The sequence below is a fragment of the Streptomyces sp. NBC_00193 genome, assembly GCF_026342735.1.
Classification (GTDB): domain Bacteria; phylum Actinomycetota; class Actinomycetes; order Streptomycetales; family Streptomycetaceae; genus Streptomyces; species Streptomyces stoeckheimensis.
Genome location: NZ_JAPEMM010000001.1, coordinates 4,766,161 through 4,790,836 on the forward strand (window position 1 = coordinate 4,766,161; position 24,676 = coordinate 4,790,836).

At 73.8% G+C, this 24,676-nt stretch carries 26 protein-coding genes and 1 pseudogene; 18 read left to right on the top strand and 9 right to left on the bottom strand.

Features of this window, described 5'->3' with window-relative positions; genetic code table 11:
- From OG898_RS21165 to OG898_RS21190, 6 genes are read left to right on the top strand one after another with little or no spacing between them, the layout of a single operon-like run.
- A complete protein-coding gene (locus tag OG898_RS21165; RefSeq protein ID WP_250743789.1) occupies nucleotides 1-168 on the top strand; it encodes a hypothetical protein in 168 nt (55 codons plus the stop codon).
- A 5-nt stretch (nucleotides 169-173) separates the two neighbouring features.
- Nucleotides 174-815, top strand: coding sequence for an imidazole glycerol phosphate synthase subunit HisH (gene hisH, locus OG898_RS21170; protein ID WP_250743832.1), 642 nt, complete (start codon nucleotides 174-176; stop codon nucleotides 813-815).
- A complete protein-coding gene (gene priA / locus OG898_RS21175; RefSeq protein WP_250743790.1) occupies nucleotides 815-1,549 on the top strand; it encodes a bifunctional 1-(5-phosphoribosyl)-5-((5-phosphoribosylamino)methylideneamino)imidazole-4-carboxamide isomerase/phosphoribosylanthranilate isomerase PriA in 735 nt (244 codons plus the stop codon). Before hisH ends, priA begins: the two co-directional genes overlap by 1 nt.
- Nucleotides 1,546-1,965: a RidA family protein gene (locus OG898_RS21180; RefSeq protein ID WP_250743791.1), complete on the top strand. Its 420-nt coding sequence runs from the start codon at nucleotides 1,546-1,548 to the stop codon at nucleotides 1,963-1,965. The genes priA and OG898_RS21180 overlap by 4 nt, the downstream gene beginning before the upstream one ends.
- Nucleotides 1,962-2,717, top strand: coding sequence for an imidazole glycerol phosphate synthase subunit HisF (gene hisF / locus OG898_RS21185; RefSeq protein WP_250743792.1), 756 nt, complete (start codon nucleotides 1,962-1,964; stop codon nucleotides 2,715-2,717). The genes OG898_RS21180 and hisF overlap by 4 nt, the downstream gene beginning before the upstream one ends.
- Before the next feature lie 29 nt (nucleotides 2,718-2,746).
- Nucleotides 2,747-3,970 (top strand): MFS transporter, encoded by a 1,224-nt coding sequence (locus OG898_RS21190; protein ID WP_250743793.1) that lies wholly within the window; start codon nucleotides 2,747-2,749, stop codon nucleotides 3,968-3,970.
- 96 nt (nucleotides 3,971-4,066) lie between these two features.
- Here the strand turns inward: OG898_RS21190 and OG898_RS21195 are convergent, their stop codons facing one another.
- Nucleotides 4,067-4,699: a TIGR03085 family metal-binding protein gene (locus tag OG898_RS21195; protein ID WP_250743794.1), complete on the bottom strand. Its 633-nt coding sequence runs from the start codon at nucleotides 4,697-4,699 to the stop codon at nucleotides 4,067-4,069.
- 83 nt (nucleotides 4,700-4,782) lie between these two features.
- Here OG898_RS21195 and hisI point away from each other — a divergent pair, with 83 nt between their 5' ends.
- From hisI to lgt, 11 genes and pseudogenes are all read left to right on the top strand, one after another.
- Nucleotides 4,783-5,172: a phosphoribosyl-AMP cyclohydrolase gene (gene hisI, locus OG898_RS21200; RefSeq protein ID WP_250743796.1), complete on the top strand. Its 390-nt coding sequence runs from the start codon at nucleotides 4,783-4,785 to the stop codon at nucleotides 5,170-5,172.
- A gap of 31 nt (nucleotides 5,173-5,203) precedes the next feature.
- Nucleotides 5,204-6,694 (top strand): anthranilate synthase component I, encoded by a 1,491-nt coding sequence (locus OG898_RS21205; protein WP_250743798.1) that lies wholly within the window; start codon nucleotides 5,204-5,206, stop codon nucleotides 6,692-6,694.
- 14 nt (nucleotides 6,695-6,708) lie between these two features.
- Nucleotides 6,709-7,383 (top strand): TIGR02234 family membrane protein, encoded by a 675-nt coding sequence (locus OG898_RS21210; protein WP_250743799.1) that lies wholly within the window; start codon nucleotides 6,709-6,711, stop codon nucleotides 7,381-7,383.
- 139 nt (nucleotides 7,384-7,522) lie between these two features.
- Nucleotides 7,523-7,774 carry an HGxxPAAW family protein gene (locus OG898_RS21215; protein ID WP_250743834.1) on the top strand — a complete coding sequence of 84 codons (252 nt, stop codon included), beginning with the start codon at nucleotides 7,523-7,525 and terminating at the stop codon, nucleotides 7,772-7,774.
- A 72-nt stretch (nucleotides 7,775-7,846) separates the two neighbouring features.
- Entirely contained in the window at nucleotides 7,847-8,317 is a 471-nt protein-coding gene (locus tag OG898_RS21220; RefSeq protein WP_266958645.1) for a DUF2752 domain-containing protein, read from the top strand.
- A gap of 162 nt (nucleotides 8,318-8,479) precedes the next feature.
- A complete protein-coding gene (gene trpC / locus OG898_RS21225) occupies nucleotides 8,480-9,289 on the top strand; it encodes an indole-3-glycerol phosphate synthase TrpC (RefSeq protein ID WP_250743801.1) in 810 nt (269 codons plus the stop codon).
- Between the two features lie 9 nt (nucleotides 9,290-9,298).
- Nucleotides 9,299-9,508 (top strand): tryptophan biosynthesis modulator TrpM, encoded by a 210-nt coding sequence (gene trpM / locus OG898_RS21230; protein WP_250743802.1) that lies wholly within the window; start codon nucleotides 9,299-9,301, stop codon nucleotides 9,506-9,508.
- A 196-nt stretch (nucleotides 9,509-9,704) separates the two neighbouring features.
- Complete coding sequence (trpB, locus tag OG898_RS21235) at nucleotides 9,705-10,970, top strand: tryptophan synthase subunit beta (RefSeq protein ID WP_250743803.1); 1,266 nt, start codon at nucleotides 9,705-9,707, stop codon at nucleotides 10,968-10,970.
- On the top strand, nucleotides 10,967-11,779 hold the full coding sequence (gene trpA, locus OG898_RS21240; protein ID WP_250743804.1) for a tryptophan synthase subunit alpha: 813 nt from the start codon (nucleotides 10,967-10,969) through the stop codon (nucleotides 11,777-11,779). Before trpB ends, trpA begins: the two co-directional genes overlap by 4 nt.
- A gap of 140 nt (nucleotides 11,780-11,919) precedes the next feature.
- Nucleotides 11,920-12,705, top strand: a pseudogene (locus OG898_RS21245) (thioredoxin domain-containing protein); the annotation flags it as partial.
- 309 nt (nucleotides 12,706-13,014) lie between these two features.
- Nucleotides 13,015-14,046, top strand: coding sequence for a prolipoprotein diacylglyceryl transferase (lgt, locus tag OG898_RS21250; protein WP_250743806.1), 1,032 nt, complete (start codon nucleotides 13,015-13,017; stop codon nucleotides 14,044-14,046).
- A 65-nt stretch (nucleotides 14,047-14,111) separates the two neighbouring features.
- On the opposite strand, the gene OG898_RS21255 is transcribed toward lgt, so the two are convergent.
- From OG898_RS21255 to OG898_RS21290, 8 genes are all read right to left on the bottom strand, one after another.
- The gene (locus OG898_RS21255; RefSeq protein ID WP_250743808.1) at nucleotides 14,112-14,615 is read right to left on the bottom strand and encodes an SRPBCC family protein; all 504 of its coding nucleotides are present in this window, start codon (nucleotides 14,613-14,615) and stop codon (nucleotides 14,112-14,114) included.
- A gap of 38 nt (nucleotides 14,616-14,653) precedes the next feature.
- Nucleotides 14,654-15,475 carry a CoA ester lyase gene (locus OG898_RS21260; protein WP_250743810.1) on the bottom strand — a complete coding sequence of 274 codons (822 nt, stop codon included), beginning with the start codon at nucleotides 15,473-15,475 and terminating at the stop codon, nucleotides 14,654-14,656.
- Nucleotides 15,472-16,683, bottom strand: a complete 1,212-nt coding sequence (locus OG898_RS21265; RefSeq protein WP_266958648.1) for a CaiB/BaiF CoA-transferase family protein — start codon at nucleotides 16,681-16,683, stop codon at nucleotides 15,472-15,474. Before OG898_RS21265 ends, OG898_RS21260 begins: the two co-directional genes overlap by 4 nt.
- A 97-nt stretch (nucleotides 16,684-16,780) precedes the next feature.
- Nucleotides 16,781-17,686: a ribokinase gene (gene rbsK / locus OG898_RS21270; protein ID WP_266958650.1), complete on the bottom strand. Its 906-nt coding sequence runs from the start codon at nucleotides 17,684-17,686 to the stop codon at nucleotides 16,781-16,783.
- Nucleotides 17,683-19,143 (bottom strand): ADP-ribosylglycohydrolase family protein, encoded by a 1,461-nt coding sequence (locus OG898_RS21275; protein ID WP_266958652.1) that lies wholly within the window; start codon nucleotides 19,141-19,143, stop codon nucleotides 17,683-17,685. The genes rbsK and OG898_RS21275 overlap by 4 nt, the downstream gene beginning before the upstream one ends.
- Complete coding sequence (locus tag OG898_RS21280) at nucleotides 19,140-20,333, bottom strand: ADP-ribosylglycohydrolase family protein (protein ID WP_250743835.1); 1,194 nt, start codon at nucleotides 20,331-20,333, stop codon at nucleotides 19,140-19,142. The genes OG898_RS21275 and OG898_RS21280 overlap by 4 nt, the downstream gene beginning before the upstream one ends.
- Before the next feature lie 5 nt (nucleotides 20,334-20,338).
- Nucleotides 20,339-21,796, bottom strand: coding sequence for an ADP-ribosylglycohydrolase family protein (locus OG898_RS21285; protein ID WP_266960360.1), 1,458 nt, complete (start codon nucleotides 21,794-21,796; stop codon nucleotides 20,339-20,341).
- A 773-nt stretch (nucleotides 21,797-22,569) separates the two neighbouring features.
- Nucleotides 22,570-23,556 carry an ADP-ribosylglycohydrolase family protein gene (locus OG898_RS21290; protein ID WP_250743815.1) on the bottom strand — a complete coding sequence of 329 codons (987 nt, stop codon included), beginning with the start codon at nucleotides 23,554-23,556 and terminating at the stop codon, nucleotides 22,570-22,572.
- A gap of 268 nt (nucleotides 23,557-23,824) precedes the next feature.
- On the opposite strand from OG898_RS21290, the gene OG898_RS21295 reads away from it, so the two are divergent.
- Entirely contained in the window at nucleotides 23,825-24,556 is a 732-nt protein-coding gene (locus OG898_RS21295) for a VIT1/CCC1 transporter family protein (RefSeq protein ID WP_250743816.1), read from the top strand.
- Nucleotides 24,557-24,676: the final 120 nt, after the last annotated feature.

Consider the following 24,676-nt stretch of genomic DNA (forward strand, 5'->3'; position numbering starts at 1 on the left):
GTGAACGGGCTCAACACGATCCTGATCGTCCTCGGCCTGTTCCTGGCCGGAGGCGTCTACTCCTTCAAGAAGCAGGAGATGCCGGCCTCGGTCATCGTCCTGCTCGCCATCGGCTCCGTGATGTGCCTGGTCGCCGGAGTGCTGCGGATCCAGGGAATTTGGGAGTGAGCACCTTGACCCCCACCAAGAAGGTCGTGGTCTTCGACTACGGCTTCGGCAACGTCCGCTCCGCCGAGCGCGCCCTCGCGCGCGCCGGCGCGGACGTGGAGATCACCCGCGACTACGACAAGGCCATGGACGCCGACGGACTCCTCGTCCCCGGTGTCGGCGCCTTCTCCGCCTGCATGCAGGGGCTCAAGGACGCGCGCGGCGACTGGATCATCGGCCGCCGGCTCTCCGGCGGCCGCCCGGTCATGGGCATCTGCGTCGGCATGCAGATCCTCTTCGAGCGCGGCATCGAGCACGGCGTGGAGACCGAGGGACTGGACGAGTGGCCCGGCACGGTCGGCCCGCTCCAGGCCCCGATCGTCCCCCACATGGGCTGGAACACCGTGGACGCGCCGGCCGACAGCCAGGCCTTCGCCGGCCTGGACGAGGACGCCCGCTTCTACTTCGTGCACTCCTACGCGGCCCACGACTGGTCGCTGGAAGTCACCAACCCGCTGATCAAGGCCCCCAAGGTCACCTGGGCCACGCACGGCGAGCGGTTCGTCGCGGCGGTGGAGAACGGGGCCCTGTGGGCCACCCAGTTCCACCCCGAGAAGTCCGGGGACGCCGGCGCCCAGCTCCTCACCAACTGGATCGAGACCCTGTGATGACGACGTCGAAGAAGCTCGAACTGCTCCCCGCCGTCGACGTCCGCGACGGCCAGGCCGTCCGCCTCGTGCACGGCGTGTCCGGCAGCGAGACCTCCTACGGCTCCCCGCTCCAGGCCGCCCTGGCCTGGCAGTCCGCCGGCGCCGAATGGCTGCACCTGGTCGACCTGGACGCCGCCTTCGGCACCGGTGACAACCGCGCGCTCGTCGCCGAGATCACCGGCGCCATGGACATCAAGGTCGAACTGTCCGGCGGCATCCGCGACGACGCCTCGCTCGCCGCGGCCCTCGCCACCGGCTGCACCCGCGTCAACCTCGGCACCGCCGCCCTGGAGACCCCCGAGTGGGCCGCCAAGGCCATCGCCGAGCACGGTGACAAGATCGCCGTCGGCCTCGACGTACGCGGCACCACGCTCAAGGGCCGCGGCTGGACCAGCGAGGGCGGGGACCTCTACGAGACGCTCGCGCGCCTGGACTCCGAGGGCTGCGCCCGGTACGTCGTCACCGACATCGGCAAGGACGGCACCCTCACCGGCCCCAACCTGGAGCTGCTGACCAACGTCTGCGCCGCCACCGACCGGCCCGTCGTCGCCTCCGGCGGCATCTCCTCCCTCGACGACCTGCGCGCACTCGCAGGGCTCGTCGGGGCCGGCGTCGAGGGCGCCATCGTAGGCAAGGCCCTGTACGCCAAGGCGTTCACGCTCGAAGAAGCCCTGAAGGTGGTCTCCGCATGACATCCCACAACAGGTCCGGCGAGAACAGCTCCGCCGTCCGCCGCATCTCCTCCGGCGGCCCCTACGAGGACGTCCTCGGCTACTCCCGCGCCGTCCAGCTCCCCAACGGCCTCGTCCTGGTCTCCGGCTGCACCGGGGCCGACGCGGGCGGCCCGTACGACCAGACGATGAAGGCCTTCTCCGTGGCCTTCGCCGCCCTGGAGCAGGCCGGGCTCGGCCCCGAGCACGTGGTCCGCACCCGCATGTACCTCACGCACGCCCGTGACGTGGACGAGGTCGGCCGCGCCCACAGCGAGCTCTTCGACAAGGTCCGCCCCGCCTCGACGCTGCTCATCGTCAACGGGTTCGTGGACCCGAGCATGGTCGTCGAGGTGGAGGTCGAGGCCTTCGGCCCCGTCGCGGGAGGCTCGGCATGACCCTCGCCGTACGGGTGATCCCCTGCCTGGACGTGGACAACGGCCGCGTGGTCAAGGGCGTCAACTTCCAGAACCTGCGCGACGCCGGCGACCCGGTCGAGATGGCCAAGCTCTACGACGCCGAAGGCGCCGACGAGCTGACCTTCCTCGACATCACCGCCTCCTCCGGGAACCGGGAGACCACCTACGACGTGGTGCGCCGCACCGCCGAGCAGGTCTTCATCCCGCTGACCGTGGGCGGCGGCGTCCGCACCGCGGACGACGTGGACAAGCTGCTGCGGGCCGGCGCCGACAAGGTCGGCGTGAACACCGCCGCCATCGCCCGGCCCGAGCTCATCCAGGAGATCGCGGAGCGGTTCGGCCGGCAGGTGCTCGTCCTGTCCGTGGACGCGCGCCGCACGGCCTCCGGCTCCTTCGAGGTGACCACCCACGGCGGCCGGCAGAGCGCCGGCATCGACGCCGTCGAGTGGGCGCACCGGGCGGCCGAGCTGGGCGCCGGGGAAATCCTGTTGAACTCGATGGACGCGGACGGTACCAAGGACGGCTACGACACCGAGATGATCGCGGCCGTGCGCAAGCACGTCACGGTCCCGGTGATCGCCTCGGGCGGCGCGGGCAAGCTCGCGCACTTCCCGCCGGCGATCGCGGCGGGCGCCGACGCGGTGCTGGCGGCTTCGGTGTTCCACTTCGGCGACCTGCGCATCGGCCAGGTCAAGGAAGCGCTGAGGGAAGCGGGCCACCCGGTCCGCTGAGGCCTGCTTTTGCCCGTGGGGGGCTCGCAGTGAACGGGAACGTCTGGCGGGACGCCAATGTCCTGCGCTGGCTGGCCGCCTACGGGGCCTCGCTCGTCGGGGACGGGGTCTACTTCCTCGCCCTCGGCTGGGCGGCCGCCCAGACGGCCGGCCCGGCCGAGGTCGGCCTGGTCATGGCGGTCGGCGCGATACCGAGGGCGCTGCTCATGCTGGGCGGCGGGGTGGTCGCCGACCGCTTCGGGCCCCGGCTGGTGGTCATCTCCTCCGACGCCGTGCGGTGCGGTGTCGTCCTGGCACTGGCGCTCGTCCTCGCCCTCGGCTCCCCGGGCCTGTGGGTCCTGGTGCTCGTCGCGCTCGTCTTCGGCATCGTGGACGCGCTGTTCATGCCGGCCGTCGGGGCGCTGCCGCCGCGGATCGCGGGGCCCGGACAGCTCGTACGGGTCCAGGGGCTGCGCAGCCTCGCGGAACGCGTCGGGCACACCGCCGGGCCGCCGGTGGCGGGGCTGGCCATGGGGCTGGGCGGGCCGGCGTCCGCCTTCGCGGTGGCTTCGGCGCTGTTCGGGGTCTCGCTGGTACTGCTGCTGGCGGTACGGATCGCCCCTCTGCCGGCCCCGGCGTCTCCTTCCGTCTCCGCTTCCGAGAGCCCTTGGCGGCAGCTCCGCTCGGGGCTCGGCTACATACGCCGGCACGGGCTGATCGGGCCCCTGATGCTGTCGGGGGCACTGAGCCAGCTGGGCACGTCCGCGCCGATGACGCTGGGGCTGATCCTGGTCTCCGAGGAGCGCGGCTGGGGGCCGGGCGGGGTCGGCTGGATCATCGGCGGGATGGGCGTCGGCGCGGCATCGAGCGCGCTGGTGCTCACCCTGATCCCGAGGTTCCCCCGGGCCGGGGCCATCCAGAACCTCACCCTGATCATCGGCTCCGCGGGCATCGGCGGCCTGGTCCTGGCCCCGACCCTGCCGGTCGCCGTCGCACTGGCCGTGCTGACGGGGCTGGTCTGCGGGATCTGCGGCGGCCTGGCCATCGCCCTCATCCAGACGGCCACGGATCCCTCCTACCTGGGGCGGGTCAGCTCCGTGATGGCCTTCACGGCGGTCGGCCTGGCCCCGCTGGCCTACCCCGCCTTCGGCTTCGCCGCCGATCTCTGGGGCGTGACCCCGGTCTTCCTGGCGGGGGCGGCGGTGTCCATGGCCGGGGCCATAGTCGGCACCTCGGCCCCCGCGGTCCGCCGCGCGGAGCTGGCCCTGGCCTAAGCGCTTGCCCCTCCCGGCCCCGACCGGGCCACCGCCGGACGGAGTCCGGCGCGGCGGCCCGAAGCCCGCGCAGCGGTGCGAGGGGCGCAGGGGGAACTAAATGCCCAGTGCTGTCCTCGTGAGCTGGGCGATGGCTTCCTTCGGGCCGTCCAGTTCCACCGCGGCAGCGTCCTGGCGGCCGAAGCAGAACAGGGTCAGTTCCCCGGGCTCGCCCGTCACCGTCACCACCGGCGCACCCTTGTGCGCCACCGCCGTCTGGCCGTTCGGGCGGCGCAGCACCAGGCCCACCGGGGAGCGGCGGCCCGTCAGACGGGCCAGCTTTTCCAGGCGGGACCAGAGGGAGTCGGAGAAGACCGGGTCCAGGGGGCGCGGGGACCAGTCCGGCTGGGCTCGGCGGACGTCCTCGGCGTGGACGTAGAACTCCACCGCGTTCGCCAGCTCGTCGATCTGCTTCAGCGAGTAGAGGGACATCTTCGGCGGGCCGGTCCGGATCAACTGGATGAGTTCCTCGTACGGCTTGGCCGCGTACTCCTCCATCGCCTTGTCCAGGCGGGCCTTCAGCACGTTCAGGAGCAGTCCGCCCGCCGCGTCCGGGCGACGCTCCCGGACCACCACGTGCGCGGCGAGCTCCCGTGTCCGCCAGCCGTCGCACAGCGTCGGCGCCTCCGGGCCCGCCGACTCCAACAGGTCGGCCAGCAGCAGTCGTTCACGCTTCGCATGGGTAGACATGCGGGCCAGCCTACGGCTGGAACCCGCCCCGTGCTGCCCATCAGGCGGACAGGGATCCTTGATCGTCCCCCCGGCCCGGCACAATGGCTCCCATGAGTACGTCCTCCCTCGATCCCGCCATCGCCGCCCGCCTCAAGCGCTCCGCGGACGGTCTGGTCCCGGCCATCGCCCAGCAGTACGACACCGGTGAGGTGCTCATGCTCGGCTGGATGGACGACGAGGCCCTGCACCGCACCCTGACCACCGGCCGCTGCACGTACTGGTCGCGCAGCCGTCAGGAGTACTGGGTGAAGGGGGACACTTCCGGCCACTTCCAGCACGTGAAGTCCGTCGCGCTCGACTGCGACGCCGACACCGTGCTCGTCAAGGTGGACCAGGTCGGGGCGGCCTGCCACACCGGTGCCCGGACGTGTTTCGATGCCGACGTCCTGCCCCTGGCCGGTCCCTCCGGCCCCACTGCCGAAGCCGAATAGCCGAAGCCGATCACAAGTAAGGTCCCACGCCATGGATCTTGAGACGTTCCGCAAGCTCGCGGCCGACCGCCGCGTCATCCCCGTCAGCCGCAAGCTGCTGGCGGACGGTGACACGCCCGTCGGGCTCTACCGCAAGCTGGCCGCCGAACGCCCCGGGACGTTCCTCCTGGAGTCCGCCGAGAACGGCCGCTCCTGGTCGCGCTACTCCTTCGTCGGCGTCCGCAGCGCCTCCACCCTCACGGTCCGGGACGGCCAGGCCCACTGGATCGGCACCCCGCCCGTGGGTGTCCCGACCTCCGGCGACCCCCTGGAGGCCCTGCGGCAGACGGTGGAGGCCCTGCACACCCCCCGCGACCTCGCCTCCGGGATGCCGCCCTTCACCGGCGGCATGGTCGGCTACCTCGGCTACGACATCGTGCGCCGGCTGGAGCGCATCGGCGAGCACACCGAGGACGACCTGCAGCTGCCCGAGCTGACCATGCTGCTCACCTCCGACCTGGCGGTCCTGGACCACTGGGACGGGACCGTCCAGCTCATCGCCAACGCCATCAACCACAACGACCTCGCCGCGGGCGTGGACGAGGCGTACGCGGACGCCGTCGCGCGCCTCGACGCGATGGAGGCCGACCTCGCGCGGCCCGCCCCCTACGCGCCGATGCCGCTGCCCGCCTCCGAACTGCCGGAGTACTCGGCCCTGTGGGGCGGCGCGAAGTACCAGGACGCCGTGGAGGACGTGAAGGAGCGGATCCGGGCCGGCGAGGCCTTCCAGGTGGTGCCCTCGCAGCGGTTCGAGACCCCGTGCAGCGCCTCCGCGCTCGACGTCTACCGGGTGCTGCGGGCCACGAACCCCTCCCCGTACATGTACCTCTTCCGCTTCGAGAACGGCTTCGACGTCGTCGGGTCCAGCCCCGAGGCGCTGGTCAAGGTCGAGGACGGGCGGGCCATGGTCCACCCCATCGCCGGCACCCGGCACCGCGGCGCCACCCCGCAGCAGGACAACGAGCTCGCCGACGAGCTGCTGGCCGACCCCAAGGAGCGCGCCGAGCACCTCATGCTCGTCGACCTCGGCCGCAACGACCTCGGCCGGGTCTGCGAGCCGGGATCGGTGGAGGTCGTCGACTTCATGAGCATCGAGCGGTACTCGCACGTCATGCACATCGTCTCGACCGTCACCGGGCGCGTCGCCGAGGGCAGGACCGCCTTCGACGTGCTCACCGCCTGCTTCCCGGCCGGCACCCTGTCCGGCGCGCCCAAGCCGCGCGCCATGCAGATCATCGAGGAGCTGGAGCCCACCCGCCGCGGGCTCTACGGCGGCTGCGTCGGCTACCTCGACTTCGCCGGGGACTCGGACACCGCCATCGCCATCCGCACCGCGCTGCTGCGCGACGGGAAGGCGTACGTGCAGGCCGGCGCCGGGGTCGTCGCCGACTCGGTGCCCGAGCTGGAGGACGCCGAGTGCCGCAACAAGGCCGCTGCGGTGCTCCGCGCGGTGGCAGCGGCGAACCGCCTCCACGGCGCCTGAGCGCGTAGGGGATAGTGGGGTACGTGAGTGCCGTACCCCCGCCCCGAACCGAACACGCCGATGCCGCCGCCGAGCCCGAGGCCCCCTCGGCCCGCGGCGGCCGCCGCAGCGTGGCCGTCGCGCTGCTGCTCGGCGCGCTCGGTGCCACCGTCGTCCTGCTCGCCTCCGGCCGCGTCTGGGCCCGGGGCGTCGCCGCCATCGGCGGCGGCTCGCTGCCGGTGACCGCCGACGGGCGGGCCGTCACCGGCCTGCCCGCCGCCCTGGCCATCGTCGGGCTCGCCGCCCTGGTCGCCGTCTTCGCCGTACGCGGCCGGAGCCGGCTGCTGGTCTCGGCGCTGCTCGCGCTGAGCGGCCTGGGCGCCGGGGCCGCCGCCCTGGCCAACGCGGACGGCCGCAGCGCCCTGGACGCGGAGGCGGCCCGTACGACGGCCGACACCGCGGCCCACGTGGCCGGCCTGACCCATACGGCCTGGCCCTACGTGACGGCCGCCGGCGGGGCGCTGATCCTGCTGGCCGGACTGCTCGCGCTGCGCTTCGGGAGCGCCTGGCCCACGATGGGCGGCCGCTACGAGCGCGACGGCAGCCCGCGACCCCGCAAGGCGGCCGTGGTGGACCCGGACCGGCCGGAGGACCTGTGGAAGGCTCTGGACCGGGGCGAGGACCCCACCGGCCCGGAGCCGACCCCCTGAACCCCTGAACCAGGAGCCGACCCCGTGAACGAGGTCGCCTCCTGGTACGGGACAATGACCATCGAGCGTTCGACACAGCACCGTTCGACACAGCATGTGCGGCGTGCGACAGAGCACACCCGAGTACGAGGAGCAACTCATGGCGGGCACTAGCCACGGACACACCCCGGCCGCCTGGACCGGTGTCATCATCGCCTTCATCGGTTTCAGCATCTCCGGCGCCTTCATGGTGCTGGCGAACCCGCTGGGCTTCTGGGCGGGCCTCGTCGTCGTCGCCATCGGCGGTGTCGTGGGCATGGCCATGAAGGCCGCGGGCATGGGTGCGCCGAAGTCCGCGCACCAGGACCTCGCCGAGGTCATCGCCGCGAACCGCGTCGCCGCGAAGGTCTGACGGGCCCGACCAGGCGGTAGCCGGTACGCAGGTTTTCGAAAGGCGCGGCCCTGTCGGGCTGCGCCTTTTGTCATGAGCGGAGAGAATCAGCGGGTGGACGCCTCCTCTGGAACGACCGACCTCGCGCCGCCTCCCGCGCCCGTGTCCCGGGCCGGCCGGCTGGCGCGTCCGGCGCTCACGCTGGCCGCGGCCGCCGCGGCCCTCGCGTACGTGGGGACCGTGGACCCGAACGAGCCCGGCCACTATCCGGTCTGCCCGCTGTTCCGGCTGACCGGGGTCCTGTGCCCCGGCTGCGGCGGGCTGCGCAGCGCACACGCGTTCGCCCATGGCGATCTCGTGACAGCAATCGGGGCAAATGCACTGGCGGTCACCGGCTACTTCTTCTTCGCCGGAGTCATGCTCCTGTGGCTGGTTCGCGCCTATCGGGGGGTGCCGGGTCCGAGGCTCGTCGTTCGGCCGTTGTACTGGTGGGGGATCGGTGCGGTGGCCCTGATCTTCTCCGTTGTCCGGAACCTGCCCATGGGCTCCTTCCTGGCGCCCTGAGGTATAGCTGAAGTAAATATTCCGGATGTCCATTTAATGGGACGCCGTCAACCGCGTGCGGAGGGCAAGGCGTCCTGCGGATACCATTTGAACTGCTGACCTTGCAGTTGTATGTGTCTGCAAGGCGGCCGACCGTCATCGACCCGGAAGGGGGCCGCTCGCGTGAGTGTGCTCGACGAGATCATCGAAGGGGTCCGCGAAGACCTTGCCGAACGGCAGGCGCGCGTCAGCCTCGACGAGCTCAAGGAGCGTGCCGCCAAGGCGCCCCAGGCCAAGGACGGCGTCGCTGCCCTGCGCGGCGACAGCGTCAAGGTGATCTGCGAGGTCAAGCGTTCCAGCCCCTCCAAGGGTGCGCTCGCCGCCATCGCCGATCCGGCCGGGCTCGCCGCCGACTACGAAGCGGGCGGTGCGGCGGTCATTTCCGTCCTCACCGAGCAGCGTCGTTTCGGTGGCTCGCTGGCCGACCTGGAGGCCGTCCGCGCCCGCGTGGACATCCCGATCCTGCGCAAGGACTTCATCGTCACGGCGTACCAGCTGTGGGAGGCCCGCGCCTACGGCGCCGACCTCGTGCTGCTGATCGTCGCGGCCCTGGAGCAGGAGGCCCTCGTCTCCCTCATCGAGCGGGCCGAGTCCATCGGCCTCACCCCGCTCGTCGAGGTCCACGACGAGGAGGAGATCGAGCGTGCGGTCGCGGCAGGCGCCAAGATCATCGGCGTCAACGCCCGCAACCTGAAGGACCTCAAGGTCGACCGCTCCACCTTCGAGCGGATCGTCGGAGAGATCCCGGCCCACATCGTCAAGGTTGCCGAATCCGGCATCCGCGGGCCGCACGACCTGATCGCCTATGCGAACGAGGGCGCGGACGCCGTCCTCGTCGGGGAGTCCCTGGTGACCGGCCGCGACCCGAAGGCGGCCGTGGCCGACCTCGTCGCCGCCGGCGCCCACCCCGCCCTGCGCCACGGGCGGAGCTGACCCGCACCCATGGCCCGAAACCGCCCCTCCGTCCGCACCCGACCGGGCTCCGGCCTGGCCGGCGTGCCGACGGCGCACGCGCCCCTGGCGCGCGGCTGCCGCCCTCGCGGCTGCCGCGCCCCGGCCCGGCGCGTGCGCGGGCGGCGGGTCCGGTACGTGATCGGCTCCGAGCCCGGTCAGGTCAACGGCATGCGATGGCGACCCGGAGTCGCGTCGTAACGAGACCCGCCGGACGGTGTACGTCGTACACCCGCGTCCGTCGGCGTCCCGTCACGGTCCGTCCCCCGAGCCGCCGGCTCCGGGGCGGGCCGCTCCGCACCCTCGTACGCCCATGCCCCAGCGGGGTGTGCGCATCGCGGGCGGACGGCGCAATACGGTGAAGGCATCCGCGTCGCATCCGTAGGAGTACCTGGGCATGTCCAGCGCCAGCAGTTTCTTCATCCCGGACCCCGAGGGTCACATCCCGAACGCCGAGGGCTACTTCGGCGACTTCGGCGGCAAGTTCATCCCGGAGGCGCTCGTCGCCGCCGTGGACGAGGTCGCCGTCGAGTACGAGAAGGCCAAGGGCGACCCGGCCTTCGCGGCCGAGCTCAACGACCTGATGGTCAACTACACCGGCCGTCCCAGCTCCCTGACCGAGGTGCCGCGGTTCGCCGAGCACGCGGGCGGGGCGCGGATCTTCCTCAAGCGCGAGGACCTGAACCACACCGGCTCGCACAAGATCAACAACGTGCTGGGCCAGGCGCTGCTCACCAAGCGCATGGGCAAGACCCGCGTGATCGCCGAGACCGGCGCCGGTCAGCACGGCGTGGCCACCGCCACCGCCTGCGCCCTGTTCGGTCTCGAGTGCACGATCTACATGGGCGAGATCGACACCCAGCGCCAGGCCCTGAACGTGGCCCGGATGCGGATCCTGGGCGCCGAGGTCATCGCGGTGAAGTCCGGCTCCCGGACCCTGAAGGACGCCATCAACGAGGCGTTCCGCGACTGGGTCGCCAACGTGGACCGCACCCACTACCTCTTCGGCACGGTCGCCGGCCCGCACCCCTTCCCCGCCATGGTCCGCGACTTCCACCGGGTCATCGGCGTCGAGGCCCGCCGCCAGATCCTGGAGCGCGCCGGACGCCTGCCCGACGCCGTCGCGGCGTGCGTCGGCGGCGGCTCGAACGCCATCGGCCTGTTCCACGCCTTCATCCCGGACGCCGACGTCCGCCTGGTCGGCTTCGAGCCCGCCGGGCACGGCGTGGAAACCGGTGAGCACGCGGCGACCCTGACCGCGGGCGAGCCGGGCATCCTGCACGGATCGCGCTCCTACGTCCTGCAGGACGAGGAGGGCCAGATCACCGAGCCGTACTCCATCTCGGCCGGTCTGGACTACCCGGGCATCGGCCCCGAGCACTCCTACCTCAAGGACGCCGGCCGCGCCGAGTACCGCGCGGTCACCGACGACCAGGCGATGCAGGCCCTGCGCCTCCTCTCCCGCACCGAGGGCATCATCCCTGCCATCGAGTCCGCGCACGCCCTCGCGGGCGCCCTGGACCTCGGCAAGGAGCTCGGCAAGGACGGCCTGCTCGTCGTCAACCTGTCCGGCCGCGGCGACAAGGACATGGACACCGCCGCCCGGTACTTCGACCTGTACGACGCCAAGACCACCGGCAGCACCGAGGGGGAGACCAAGTGAGCGGCACCATCGAACTCCTGTCGGCGACCCTCGCGAAGGCGAAGTCCGAGGACCGCGCGGCCCTGGTCGCCTACCTCCCGGCCGGCTTCCCGACCGTGGACGGCGCCATCGAGGCCGTCAAGGCCGTCATCGCCGGCGGCGCGGACGTGGTCGAGATCGGCCTCCCGCACAGCGACCCGGTCCTGGACGGCGCCATCATCCAGACCGCCGACGACATCGCCCTGCGCGGCGGAGTCAAGATCGCCGACACGCTGCGGACGGTCCGCGAGGCGTACGAGGCGACCGGCGCCCCGATCCTGGTCATGACGTACTGGAACCCCATCGACCGCTACGGCGTCGAGCGGTTCACCGCCGAGCTCGCCGAGGCGGGCGGCGCGGGCTGCATCCTGCCCGACCTGCCGGTCCAGGAGTCCGCGCTGTGGCGCGAGCACGCGGCCAAGCACGGTCTGGCGACCGTCTTCGTCGTGGCTCCCAGCAGCAAGGACGAGCGCCTCGCCACCATCACGGCGGCCGGTTCCGGCTTCGTCTACGCCGCTTCGCTGATGGGCGTCACCGGCACCCGCGAGTCGGTCGGCAACCAGGCGGCCGACCTGGTCCGCCGTACCCGCGCCACCAGCGACCTGCCGGTCTGCGTGGGACTGGGCGTCTCCAACGCCGCCCAGGCCAAGGAGGTCGCGGGCTTCGCCGACGGTGTGATCGTCGGCTCCGCCTTCGTGAAGCTGCTGCTGGACGCACCGGACCTGCCCGCCGGGCTGGCCGCGGTGCAGGCGCTCGCCGGCGAGCTCGCCGAAGGCGTGCGCCGCGGCTGAGGCGTGCGCCGGAGCCGACGGGCGGCGCGTTCGATCGCGCAGACGGACCCCTGAGCGGGTTCTGTAGCCCGATCGGGTGGAAGTAGGGGCAGGGAGGCACGAGAGTGCCTCCCTGCTTCGTTTGGCCGAACGTGAGCGACATGAACGACGGTGCGAACCGCGATGCGACGAAACGATCGGCCCGCGAGCGACTCCAGGCGGAGCGCGAGAAGCAGAAGGCGAGGGACAAGCGCCGGCGGACCCTCGTCGTGTCGGCGGCGGTGGTCGGCGTCCTCGGGCTGGCGGCCGTCGTCGGCCTGATCGCGGCGAACACCGGCAAGGGCGGATCCTCCGCCACGGGCGGCCCGCTGGTCGCCCCGTCCGGGGCCACGGGCAAGGACGCCCTTGCCATCCAGACCGGCAAGGACGGGGCCCCCTCCACGCTGACCGTGTGGGAGGACTTCCGCTGCCCGGCCTGCAAGGCCTTCGAGACCAACTACCGGGAGACCGTCCACGAGCTGGAGGCCAAGGGCCTCCTCAAGGTCGAGTACCACCTCGTCACCCTCATCGACGGGAACATGGGCGGCACCGGCTCGCTCAAGAGCGCCAACGCCGCGGCCTGCGCCCAGGACGCCGGGAAGTTCGCCCCGTACCACGACGTGCTCTTCGACAACCAGCCCGAGGAGACCAACGACGCCTTCGGCAAGAACGCCAAGCTGCTGGAGCTGGCCGGGAAGGTCGACGGCCTGGACACCCCCGCGTTCCGCACCTGCGTCGAGGACGGTACGCATGACGCCTGGGTGAACAAGTCGCAGGACGCCTTCCGTACGGGCAAGTTCCGCGGGACCCCGACCGTGCTGCTCGACGGCAAGGACATCTTCGGGGACCAGGCCAACCCGCTGACCCCGCAGAAGCTGAAGGAGAAGGTGGAGGCGGCCGGCAAGGGCGGCCCCGGCGCCGCGAAGGCCTCCCCGTCGGCTTCGGCCTCGTCCGGGTCCGCGGCCAAGTCCGCGTCGCCGTCCGCCGCGGCCTCGGGGAAGGCCTCCTCCGGCCGCTCGGCCACGCCCTCGGCCTCCTCCTCGTCGCCGTCGGCACGCTCGGCGGGCCGTTCGGCCACGGGCGGTTCGGGCTCCGCGGACGCCTCCCCGGAGCACGCCGGGATGCCCATGGACCACTGAGGGCCGTCTCGATTCGGGAGCAGCTTGCCGGGCGGGTTGCGGTCACCGCCGTCCGGCAAGGTAGCGTCGGGTCTTGCCATGAACCTTGCCTTCATTCCCAGTCCGTCGACGGGCGTGCTCCATCTCGGGCCGATCCCGCTGCGCGGCTACGCGTTCTGCATCATCATCGGCGTCTTCGTCGCCGTCTGGCTCGGCAACAAGCGCTGGGTCGCGCGCGGCGGTAAGCCGGGCACGGTCGCGGACATCGCTGTGTGGGCCGTGCCGTTCGGCCTGGTCGGCGGTCGCCTCTACCACGTGATCACCGACTACCAGCTCTACTTCGGCGAGGGCCGCGACTGGGTCGACGCCTTCAAGATCTGGGAGGGCGGCCTCGGCATCTGGGGCGCCATCGCGCTGGGCGCGGTCGGTGCCTGGATCGGCTGTCGCCGGCGCGGCATCCCGCTGCCGGCCTGGGCCGACGCCCTGGCCCCCGGCATCGCGCTGGCGCAGGCCTGCGGACGCTGGGGCAACTGGTTCAACCAGGAGCTGTACGGCCGCGCCACCGATCTGCCGTGGGCGGTGGAGATCACCGACGGCCCGAACCGGGTCGCCGGGACCTACCACCCGACCTTCCTCTACGAGTCCCTCTGGTGCATCGGTGTCGCCCTGCTGGTGATCTGGGCCGACCGCCGCTTCACGCTCGGACACGGGCGGGCGTTCGCGCTGTACGTCGCCGCGTACTGCGTGGGGCGCGGCTGGATCGAGTACATGCGGGTCGACGAGGCCCACCACATCCTCGGCCTGCGGCTCAACGTCTGGACCTCGATCGTCGTCTTCGTGCTCGCCGTGGTGTACCTGGTGCTCTCGGCGAAGCTGCGGCCGGGCCGCGAGGAGGTCGTCGAACCTGAGGCTGTCGCCGTGGCCGGCGCCAAGGACGGGGACACCCCGGCCGCGGACGGCAAGGCCAAGGACGCCGACGCCAAGGGTGCTGTCGAGGCAGGGGCTGCGGCCGACGCCGACGCCGAGCCGAAGGACGCCGAGGCGGAGGCCGACGGCGAAGCCGAGGCCGCGGCCGCGGCCGAAGGCAAGGCGGAGGACAAGGCAGAGGCCCCCGGGGCCAAGAAGCTCTGACCGGGGTTCCGGTCGATACGGGAGGGGCGCCGCGCACACCGCGCGGCGCCCCTCCCGTTTGCCGTTCACCGGCGCGGCAGCCGCGTGATCACCCCGCGCAGCAGACGGACGTACGGACTCCAGCGCGCGGGCCGCGCGACCGTACCGGAGCAGGCCAGCTCGGCCCGGTCGAGGGCGTCCTCGGCGAGCGCGTCGTGCAGCCAGCGGAACACCAGCGGCCAGCTGACCCGCGCCGGACCGTGCGTGGTCATCGCGAGGGTGTGGCGCAGCAGCGTGCGCTCCCCGTCCTCCAGCGGCCGCACGGTGAACTCGTGGTACCCGACGAAACCGCGCGGTCCGGTGAACTCGAAGCGGGCCCGCACCCCCGGTTCGTAGGCCGACACGGTGTACCGGATCGGCCCGTGTCCGCCCCTCGCCCCGACCGCAAGACACGGGTCGAGCCGCATCGCCGGCCAGCTCCCGTGCGGCCAGAGCCGGTCGTCGGCCCCGGAGGCCAGCGAGTCGACCAGTGTGCCGACCCGCTCCCCGTCCGCCCGCAGGACCCTCTCGTGCACGTTCAGTACTGCCATCGCAAGACCCCCGACTCGGCGCGCCAGCGCTTCGTTGATCAGGAGAGTACCGGCGCGTCCCGGCGGGACAGGGCCACGATCCGCTCCGCGCCCGCCAGCATCGCCGGATCGACGAAGCGGCCGTCGGGCAGGGCCACCGCGCCCGGGGTGCGGCGGGCCGCGGCCACGATCTCCTCGGCGGCGCTGACCTCCGCCGGGCCGGGCAGGTAGGCCCGCTCGATCACCGGGAGCTGGCGCGGATGGATCGCCGCACGGCCCAGGAAGCCGAGGGCGCGGCCCCGGGCGCAGGAGGCCGCCAGTGCCTCCAGGTTCCGGATGTCGGGGAACACCGACTGGGCCGGCGGTGCGAGCCCGGCCGCGCGGGCCGCGACCACCACCCGGGAGCGCGGCCAGTCCAGGCCCGACTCCGCGGTGACGCCCAGGTCGGCCCGCAGGTCGGCCTCGCCCAGGGACAGGCCGCGCAGGGCGGGGTGCGCGCGGGCGATCTCGTAGGCCCGTTCCACGCCGATCGCCGACTCCAGCAGGGCGTACAGGGCCACCCCGGGGGTGCGGTCGGCGGTGGAGACGATCTGCTCCGGCGAGGAGATCTTGGGCAGGCGCAGCCCGGCGAGGCCGTGGAGCCCGCCCAGGGCGCAGAGGTCGGCGACGCCCCACGGGGAGTCCAGGGCATTGACGCGGACGTGGACCGGCACCGGGTGCAGGTCGCCGAGCAACTCGGCGGTGGCGCCGCGGGCGTACTCCTTGCGCGAGGCCGACACCGCGTCCTCCAGGTCCACGATGACGGCGTCGGCCCCGGCGTGCAGGGCCTTGAACACCACCTCGGGGCGGTCGCCGGGTACGTAGAGCCAGGTCAGGATCACAGGGCCCCCTCCGTGCGGAGAGCAGTGATCTCGGCCGGGGAAAGGCCGAGTTCGGTGAGGACGGCATCGGTGTCCGCGCCGTGCGGGCGGCCCGCCCAGCGGATGGAGCCCGGGGTCTCCGAGAGCCGGAAGAGGACGTTCTGCATGCGGATCGGGCCCAGCTCCGGGTCCTCGACCTCGGTGATCGTGTCCAGGGCCGCGTACTGCGGATCGGCCATGACGTCCCGTACGTCGTAGACCAGCGCGACCGCGGCCTGGGCCTCCTCGAAGGCGGCCGTCACCTCGTCCGCCTTGTGGCGGGCGATCCAGCCGCCGACCGCCTCGTCGAGCACGTCCGCGTGACCGGCGCGGCCGGAACCCGAGGCGAACCAGGGCTCGGAGATCAGCTCCGGCCGGCCCACGAGCCGCATCACGCGTTCGGCGATGGACTGGGCGGAGGTGGAGACCGCCAGCCAGCGGCCGTCCAGACTGCGGTACGTATTGCGGGGCGCGTTGTTGGTGGAACGGTTGCCGGTGCGCGGCTGGACGTAGCCGAGCTGGTCGTACCAGAGCGGGTGCGGCCCGAGGACGGTCAGGATCGGCTCGATGATCGCCAGGTCCACCACCTGCCCGTGCCCGGTGCGGTCGCGTCCGGCGAGCGCCGCCATCACGGCGTACGCGGTGGTCAGCGCGGCGATCGAGTCCGCGAGCCCGAAGGGCGGCAGGGTCGGCGGCCCCTCAGGCTCCCCGGTGATCGCCGCGAAGCCGCTCATCGCCTCCGCGAGGGTGCCGAAGCCGGGGCGGTGGGCGTACGGGCCCTCCTGGCCGAAGGCCGTCACGCGGGTCAGGATCAGCCGCGGGTTCGCGGCGGACAGCTCGGGCCAGCCCAGACCCCAGCGCTCCAGGGTTCCCGGGCGGAAGTTCTCGATCACCACGTCGGCGGTGGCGACCAGCCGCAGCAGGGTGTCCCGGCCGCCGGGAGCGGACAGATCGAGGGTCATCGTCCGCTTGTTGCGGCCGAGCAGCTTCCACCAGAGGCCGATGCCGTCCTTGGCGGGGCCGTGGCCGCGGGAGGGGTCGGGGCGGGTCGGGTGCTCGACCTTGACGACCTCGGCGCCGAAGTCGCCGAGGAGGGTGGCGGCGAGGGGGCCGGCGAAGAGGGTGGCGAGGTCGAGGACGCGGAGTCCTCGCAGGGGCGGGGCGGTGGCGGACGGGGCGTCGGCAGTCACGAAGCGGCTCCGGCAGAGGGGTGCGGCCCGGAGACGGATGCGCGGCCCCGGCCGCCGGATCCGGAGCCGGTTCGGGGTGCGGCGAGGGGCTCGGTCATCAGCGGACACCCTGTCCGGCCGCGAACGCGACGACCTCGGCACGGGTCGGCATCGAGTCCTGGGCGCCGGGGCGCTGTACGGACAGGGCGGCGGCCGCCGAGGCCCAGCGCAGGGCCTCGGGCATCGGCCGGCCCTCGCCCAGGGCCACGGCGAGCGCGCCGACGAAGGTGTCCCCGGCGGCGGTGGTGTCCACGGCCCGTACCGGCGGCGCGGGCACGGCCAGCGGCTCGTGGCCGCGGGCGGCGTACAGGACCCCGGCGGCGCCGAGGGTGACGACCACCTCCGGCACGTCCTGGAGCAGGGCCGCCGCGGCCAGGTGGACGTCGGTGAGCCCGGTGAGCGCGGCGGCCTCGTGCTCGTTGGGCACCAACAGATCGGTGGCGGCCAGGAGTTCGGCCGGCAGCGGCTGGGCGGGGGCCGGGGTGAGGATGGTCCGTACGCCCTGGGCCCGGGCGGCCAGAGCGCCTGCGAGCACGGCCTCCAGGGGCAGTTCGAGCTGGAGGAGCAGGGAGTCGGCGGCGCCGATGCGGGCCGCGTCGCCCGGTTCCAGGCAGGTGACGAGGGCGTTGGCGCCGGGGATGACGATGATGCTGTTGCCCCCCTCGTCGTCCACGGTGATGTGCGCGGTGCCGCTGGCGCCCTCGACGGTGCGCAGGGCCGCGGTCTCGACCCCGGCACCGGCGAGCGCGGAACGCAGCCGTACGCCGAACTCGTCGGCCCCGACCGCCCCGATCATCACCACCTCCCCGCCCGAACGGGCTGCGGCGACGGCCTGGTTGGCGCCCTTTCCGCCGGGGACGGTGCGGAAGGCGCGGCCGGTGACGGTCTCCCCGAGGCGGGGGGCCTTGGCGACGTAGGCGACGAGGTCCATGTTGGTACTGCCGAGCACGGCGATGGCCGTCATGAGCGTGCTGCCTCCTGTGCGGTGAGGTGGGCGAGGGTGTCGAAGCCGATGCCGTCGAAGCCGGGGACGGTGGTGGCGAGGCGGTTCTTCAGCGGGGCCGTCCAGCGGTCCGGGATCCCGTCGGGGGAGCCGGCGACCAGCCCGGCGAGGGCGCCGGCGGTGGCGCCGTTGGAGTCGGTGTCCCAGCCGCCGGACACGGCGCGGCAGACGGAGTGGGTGAAGTCCCCGTCGGCGTGGGTGAGGGCGGCGGCGATCACGGCGGTGTTGGGCACGGCGTGGACCCAGTGGTAGTGGCCGTAGCGGGCGTGGAGCAGGTCCACGACGGTATCGAAGCCGGTGCCGGTGGCGCGGGCGTCCACGGCCGTCCGGATGCCGAAGCGGACGGCCTCGGCGAGGCGGGAACGCGCCGGTACGACGGCCAGCCCGGCCCGCAGCGCGGTGTGCACGTCGGCCCGGCCGGTGGCCGCGGCGGCGGTGGCGGCGGCCACGAACGCGGCGGCGTGGGCGCCGTTGCCGGTGTGGGTGAGGGCGGCGTCCCGGTGCGCCTGGGCCGCGGCGGCGGCCGGGTCGCCCGGGTTGGTCCAGCCGTGGACGTCGGCGCGGATGAGGGCGCCGATCCACTCGCGGAAGGGGTTGTGGTGGGTGGCGGTGGCGGGGGGCTCCAGCCCCTGGAGCAGATTGCGGTACGCGACGCGCTCGGCCGTGAACGTACGGCCGGCCGGGAGCTCGTCGAGCCAGAGCCGGCCGACGTCGGCGGTGGTGAAGCCCTTGCCGTGGCGCTGGAGGAGGAGCAGGCCGAGGAGGGGGTAGTTGAGGTCGTCGTCCTCGGGGGTGCCGTCGATGTTCTCGGCGAGGGAGGTGGGTGCGGAGCGGCGGTTCCAGGGGTGGGCGGCGAGCACCTCCGGTGGTACGCCGCGCTCGGTGAACCAGTCGGCCAGGGGCCAGTTCCCGGCGGCCCGGGCCAGGGCCCGGATCCCGTGCAGCGGCAGCTTCTCCACGGGCTTCCCGAGCACGCACCCCACGGCACGCCCGAGCCATGCGGCCTCCAGCCTGCGGCGCAGGGCGGGGTCGGAGGCGCCGACGCCTCCGGCTCCGGCTCCGGTGGGGGAGCCGGTCGTGCCGGGGGTGGCCCAGGGGGCCTGTTCCCTGTCGGGGGTGGGGTGCGGGAGGGCCGCCAGGGCCGTCAGGAGATCGGCCGCCAGGGCGCGGAGCTCCGGCGCGGCCGGGGCGGGGGAGGCGCCCGCCCGGGCGGGGGCGAGGTGGCCGCCCGCGGCGAGCCAGGCGCGCAGCAGGGGCTCCGCTGCCTCCCCGCGGCCGTCCTCGGCGGCCTGCCGGAACTCGTGCCCGACCAGATCCTCGGGCTGGACCCAGGTCAGCCGGACGGCGGGGATGTCCGGGGCCGGGCGCGCGGTCCGGGTCGGGGGCGCCGGTGGGGGTGCCGGCCGGGGCGGGGTCATCGGGGGGCCGTCAGGGTGGCGAAGGCGGCTTCGTGGGCGTGGCGGCGGGCCCGGTCGCGGGCGAAGACCTCGCGGGTGACCGAGGCCAGGGCCGCCGCCGGTGCGTGCAGGTCCAGGCGGCTGGCCTCCGCGACCCGGTCCGCCCAGGCGGACGGGACCGCCGCCCCGCCCGACAGGGCGCCCGCGATCGCACCGGCCATGGTCGCGATGGAGTCGCAGTCGCGGCCGTAGTTGACCGCGCCGAGCACGGAGGTCTCGTAGCAGCCGTCGGCGACGAGCAACATGCCCAGCGCCACCGGGAGTTCCTCGATGGAGTGCAGGCGCGAGGGGCGCCGTGCGCCGAGGGAGGGCGCGCGGTAGTCCGGTCCGACCGAGTCGAACGGGGCGACCGCTGCCCGGAGGGGGGCCAGCGCCGACTCGAAGTCCCGGTGGCGGGAGGCCACTTCGCAGACCGCCGCGATGGCCGCGCGGGTGCCGTCCTTGGCCAGCGAGAGGGCCGTGTCGACGACCGAGGCCGCCGTCGCACCCGGCACGCACGCCGCCGCCACCGCCGCCGCGAAGACGCCCGCCGCCTCCCGCCCGTACGAGGACTGGTGCGCGCCGGTGACGTCCAGCGCCTCCGCGTACGCCCCGGCCGGATGGCCGGCGTTGACGAGGCCGACCGGCGCCATGTACATCGCCGCGCCGCAGTTGACGATGTTGCCGTTGCCGGCCTCCCGCGGGTCCGCGTGCGCGTAGTGCAGCCGGGTCACGATCCACTTCTCGGCCAGGAAGATCCGCTGGAGGGGGAGGGCGTCCGCCTCCAGTTCCGGGATCCAGCGGGGGATCGTCATCAGGTCCGGGACCAGGTGCTCGGCGATCGCGTACGCGTCCAGGTGGTCCCGTACGGCCTCGTAGACCCGGACCAGCGCGTGCGTCATCAGGGTGTCGTCGGTGACGTGGCCGTCGCCCTTGTGGTACGGGGCGATCGGACGCGCCGTACGCCAGTCCTCGTGCCACGGACCGACGATGCCGCGCACCCGGCCGCCGTGCCGCTCCACGATCTGTTCCGGGGTCCAGCCCTCCACCGGGCCGCCGAGCGCGTCGCCTACGGCCGCGCCGACGAGGGCGCCGGTGATCCGGTCGTCGAGGGTGGGGGAGGGGGCGTTGTCATCGGGGGTGGGGGCGGGGGTGGGGTCCACGGGGGTCATGGTCGTCATGTCCGGGGCTTTCCTTGGGGCTTGGGGGAGGTGAGTTCCGTACGGGTGAGCAGCGCGGCCAGTTCGACGAGGTCGGTGCCCGCCAGGCGGGGGAGGGCGCAGCCGGAGAGGGTGCGGCACGCTTCGCGCCAGGCGGCGGGGAGCGAGTCGCCGCCGCCGAGTGCGCCGGTCAGCGCACCGGCGAGGGCGGGGGCGGAGTCCGCGACGCGCGACAGGCAGGCGGCGGCCGGGACCGCCTCGCAGACCCGGCCGCGGGCGGCGGTGGCGAGGGCGAGGGCCACGGGGACGGTTTCCGCGGCGGCGATCCCGTAGCTGTAGACGTGGTCGACGATCTGGTGCTCCAGGAGCGGGACGATGGCGAAGGCTCCGCCGGTCCTCTCGGCGCGGGCGAGTTTCACCGCGTGCCGGGCGTTGCGGCCGATCTCGGTGGACTCCGGGAGCTGTGCGAGGGCGGCGTCGACGGCGGCGTCGGTGTCGGAGGCGGTGCAGGTGCCGGTGCTCGCGAGGGCGGTGGCGATGGCGGCGGCCATCGCGCGGGCGCCGTGGACCCCGTCCCCGTCCTGGGTGTAGCGGGCGTCGAACTCGGCGAGGTCCGCGGCGGCGTCGGGATCCCCGGGATGCACGACGGCGAGGACGCAGGCCCGGATGCAGGCGGCGTCGTCAAAGTAGTGCGGGTTGTCGTGGCCGGTGGCGGGCGGACGCAGGCCGGCGGCGAGGTTGCCGAGGCCGGCCCGGACGGAGATCCGGGCGCGGAGCGGGAGGACGGCGGACTCCACCTCGGGCGCGCGTTCCGCTGCCGCGGCGACCTCGCTGGCCAGGGCGTTCCAGGCGAGGTCGATGGCGGCGCGCATGCGGCGGGACCGGGAGAGGTCGCTGAGCAGCACGCCGGCGGCGGTGAGCACGGACTCGGCGGCGAAGGCCGCCCACTCGGCGTCGTCGCTCGGCCCCAGACGCAGGGGCTCCGGGGGCTGGTTGAGGGCGATGGGGACGGGGAGGGTGGTGGTGGCGTTCTGCTCCGCGAAGGTGTCGAGCTCGCGGGTGAGGCGGCGGGTCCACTCGGGCATGCGGCTGGCCCGGTGGCGGGCCGCGGGCCACCCGGCGGCGTCGCCCGCGGCGAGCCCGAGCAGCAGCCCCTCGATCCGGCGGGGCCCTGCCGGGGGCTGGGCGGGGGTGGTGGCGTTGCCGGGCGCGGGCGCGGGCGCGGGCTCGGGCTCGGGCTCGGGCTCGGCGATGGCCGTCGCCGTCGTGGTGCGGGGCCGGGCGTCCCGCGGGGTGACGGAGCCCGGTGCCGTGCCCGTACGGGGCTGCGCATCCTGCGGGCCGGCCGCAGCCGCATCCTCTGCCTCCGCCGGTGCCGGGCACGGCGCGGCGGCGAGCGGCCCGGCCGTGGCCTTCGCCGGGGCGGTACGGGCCTGCGGGCCGCCCGCGGTACCGGCCCCGGGGGCCGTCGCCAGCGGGACGGCCGCGGCTTCCGCCGGGGTGGTGCGGGACTGCCCGGTGCCGCCCGCCGGGGTGTCCCGGCTGAAGGTGCTCCCGTTCGGGGGCGGGGTGCCGTGCCGGGTTCCGGAGCCGGGTGCGTCCACGGCATCGGCGGTACGGGCCTGCGTGCGCGGCGGGGCTTCGTGCCCGGCGGGGGCCGGCTCCGGGGTGGGGGGACTCTCCCCGTACCCGCCCCTTCCCGGAACCGGGGGCAGGCCCCCGGGCCCCCGGAGCGGCGCGGCCGGGGCCGGCGCCTCCGCGGGCGCGGATGCGGCGTCGGGCCGTTCTGCGGGCGCCGGGGCGGCGTGGCCCCGTACCGCCGGCTCTGGCGCGGCGTGGTCCCGTACCGCCGGCCCTGGCGCGGCGTGGTCCCGTACCCCGGTCGCGGTGCGGAGGAACTCGGGCACCGGCGTGCCGGTGGCACCGAATGCGGGCTGGGGCCGCCCGGCCGCGGTGGTGGGACTGCCGGGCTCCCCGGGCTCCCCGGGTTCCCCGGGTGTCTCCCGGCCGCCGGCCGGATCCGGCGGTCCGGCCGGCCCCGGCGCGGCTGTACCGCGTGCGGCGGCGTACTCCGTCCCGGCGTACGGGGTCGGCTCGGTGCGGGTGTCGTGCCCTGGGTCCTGCCCGGCCGGAGTGTCGTCCTGTGGGGGCAGCCCGGCGGTCCCGGTCGGGTCCGTCGGGTCGGTGGCTTCCGGGGTGTCCGGCCTCGGGGGCAGGTCCGTCGGGGAGGGGGTGGTGGGGGTCAGGGTCATCGGGGGGTCTCGGTTTCCGGGGTGAGGAGGTCCGCGATGTCCAGGACGTGGTAGCCGCGCATCGAGGGGAGGCAGCTTCCGCGGACCGGGCCGATCACCGAGGACCAGGCGGCCGGGATGGCGGGGGCGCCGGACAGCGCCCCGGCGAGCGCGCCCGCCACGGCCGCCGTGGTGTCCGCGTCGCGGCCCATGTTGACCGCCATGAGGACGGAGGAGGGGAAGTCGCCGCGGCACGCGGCGAACGCCCCGAAGGCCAGGCCGACCGCTTCCGGGGCCAGGTCCGTCCAGGGGTAGCCGCCGATGACCACCGCCGAGCGGACCGCCCGCTCGCCGCGCGGGGCGGCCGTCACGGCCCGGCGCAGGGAGCGGGCCGTCCAGGAGTCCGAGGGGATGACCGAGAGGGCCGCCGAGATCACCGAGGCGGCCGAGCCCCCGGCCATCGCCGCAGCGACCCCGGCGGCGACGGCCTGGCCGCCGTAGATGCCCTCGCCGTCGTGGCTGACGCAGCCGTCGATGGCGACCAGCCGGGCGGCTTCGGCGGGCCGGCCCGCCGCGAAGACCCCGAAGGGGGCCGCCCGCATGGCCAGACCGTCCGACCAGGCGTGCCGGTGCTGGGCGGAGATGGGGGCCGCCAGGCCCCGGCGGAGGTTCTCCAGGGTGCCGCGTTCCGAGAATCCCGCACCGCGGAACGGGCCTTCGTCCAGGTCCGCGATCCAGTGGTGCCACGCCCGTTCGACGTGGGCGACCGTCAGCGCCGATCCGTGGCGGGCCAGCAGCAGGCCCGAGAAGATCGCGTACTCCGTATCGTCCGTGCCCGCCGGGTCGTCCGAGACGAAGCCCTCGATCCGGCCCCACTTGGCCCGGATCTCCGACGGCTTCATGTTCTCCGCGGGGGCGCCCAGCGCGTCACCCACCGCGAGTCCGAGAAGAGCGCCCCGGGCCCGTTCGAGGAGGACCTGCGGATTGCATGCAATCAGCTCCATGGCGCGCCTCTCCACTTGATGGGACTCATATTGAGCCCTTGGGGGATTTGTGCCATGGCATGTGGTTTGTCGCTCGTCGCGAAACACCCGCCGCGGGCAGCCGTCACCCGGTCGCCGATCCCCAAAACCCCAGGTAAGTACGGCCTTCCTTGCTGGCGGAGGGCAAAAATCGTGCGTAGTTTCGAGGTGTTCAGGGGGAGTGGGTGTCCGCGCGTCGTCCATGGCACAGCTCTGTGCACCTACTCGTACAAAAGGGGAGATAGTCGGCATGTCCATCATTGATATCGAAGCGCCGCTCCACACCGCCCACCGCGACAACCACACGCACCGTGACGTCAACGGCGGATGGCTGCGCCCGGCGGTCTTCGGCGCGATGGACGGACTCGTCTCCAACCTCGCCCTGATGACCGGCGTGGCCGGCGGCGCCGTCGCCCCGCACGTCGTCGTGGTCACCGGCCTGGCCGGCCTCGCCGCCGGCGCCTTCTCCATGGCGGCGGGGGAGTACACCTCGGTCGCCTCGCAGCGCGAGCTCGTGCTCGCCGAACTGGACATAGAGCGCCAGCAGTTGCGCAAGCACCCCATCGACGAGATGGAAGAGCTGGCCGAGCTGTACGTCTCGCGCGGCGTCGAGCCGGCGCTGGCCCGCGAGGTGGCCATGCAGCTGTCCCGCGACCCGGAGCAGGCGCTCGAGATCCACGCCCGCGAGGAGCTCGGGATCGACCCGGACGACCTGCCGTCGCCGATGGTGGCGGCCGTCTCCTCCTTCGGGTCCTTCGCGCTCGGCGCGGTGATCCCGCTGCTGCCCTACCTGCTCGGTGCGACGCTCCTGTGGCCCGCGGTGCTGGCGGCGCTGGTGGGTCTCTTCGCCTGCGGCGCGGTGGTTTCCCGGGTCACGGCCCGGTCCTGGTGGTACAGCGGACTGCGTCAGCTCGTCCTGGGTGGCGCGGCCGCGGGTGTGACGTACATCCTGGGAACCTGGATCGGCGGAGCCGTAGGCTGACCGCGCAGGGAGTGAGACACTATGCAGTAGGCAACATAAGTAGTTGGTTACTCGGCGGTTTCGATTCCGTGTCCGCCGGGCACAGACCCCCTGGGCGCCGGGCAATGAGGCCCGCCCCGT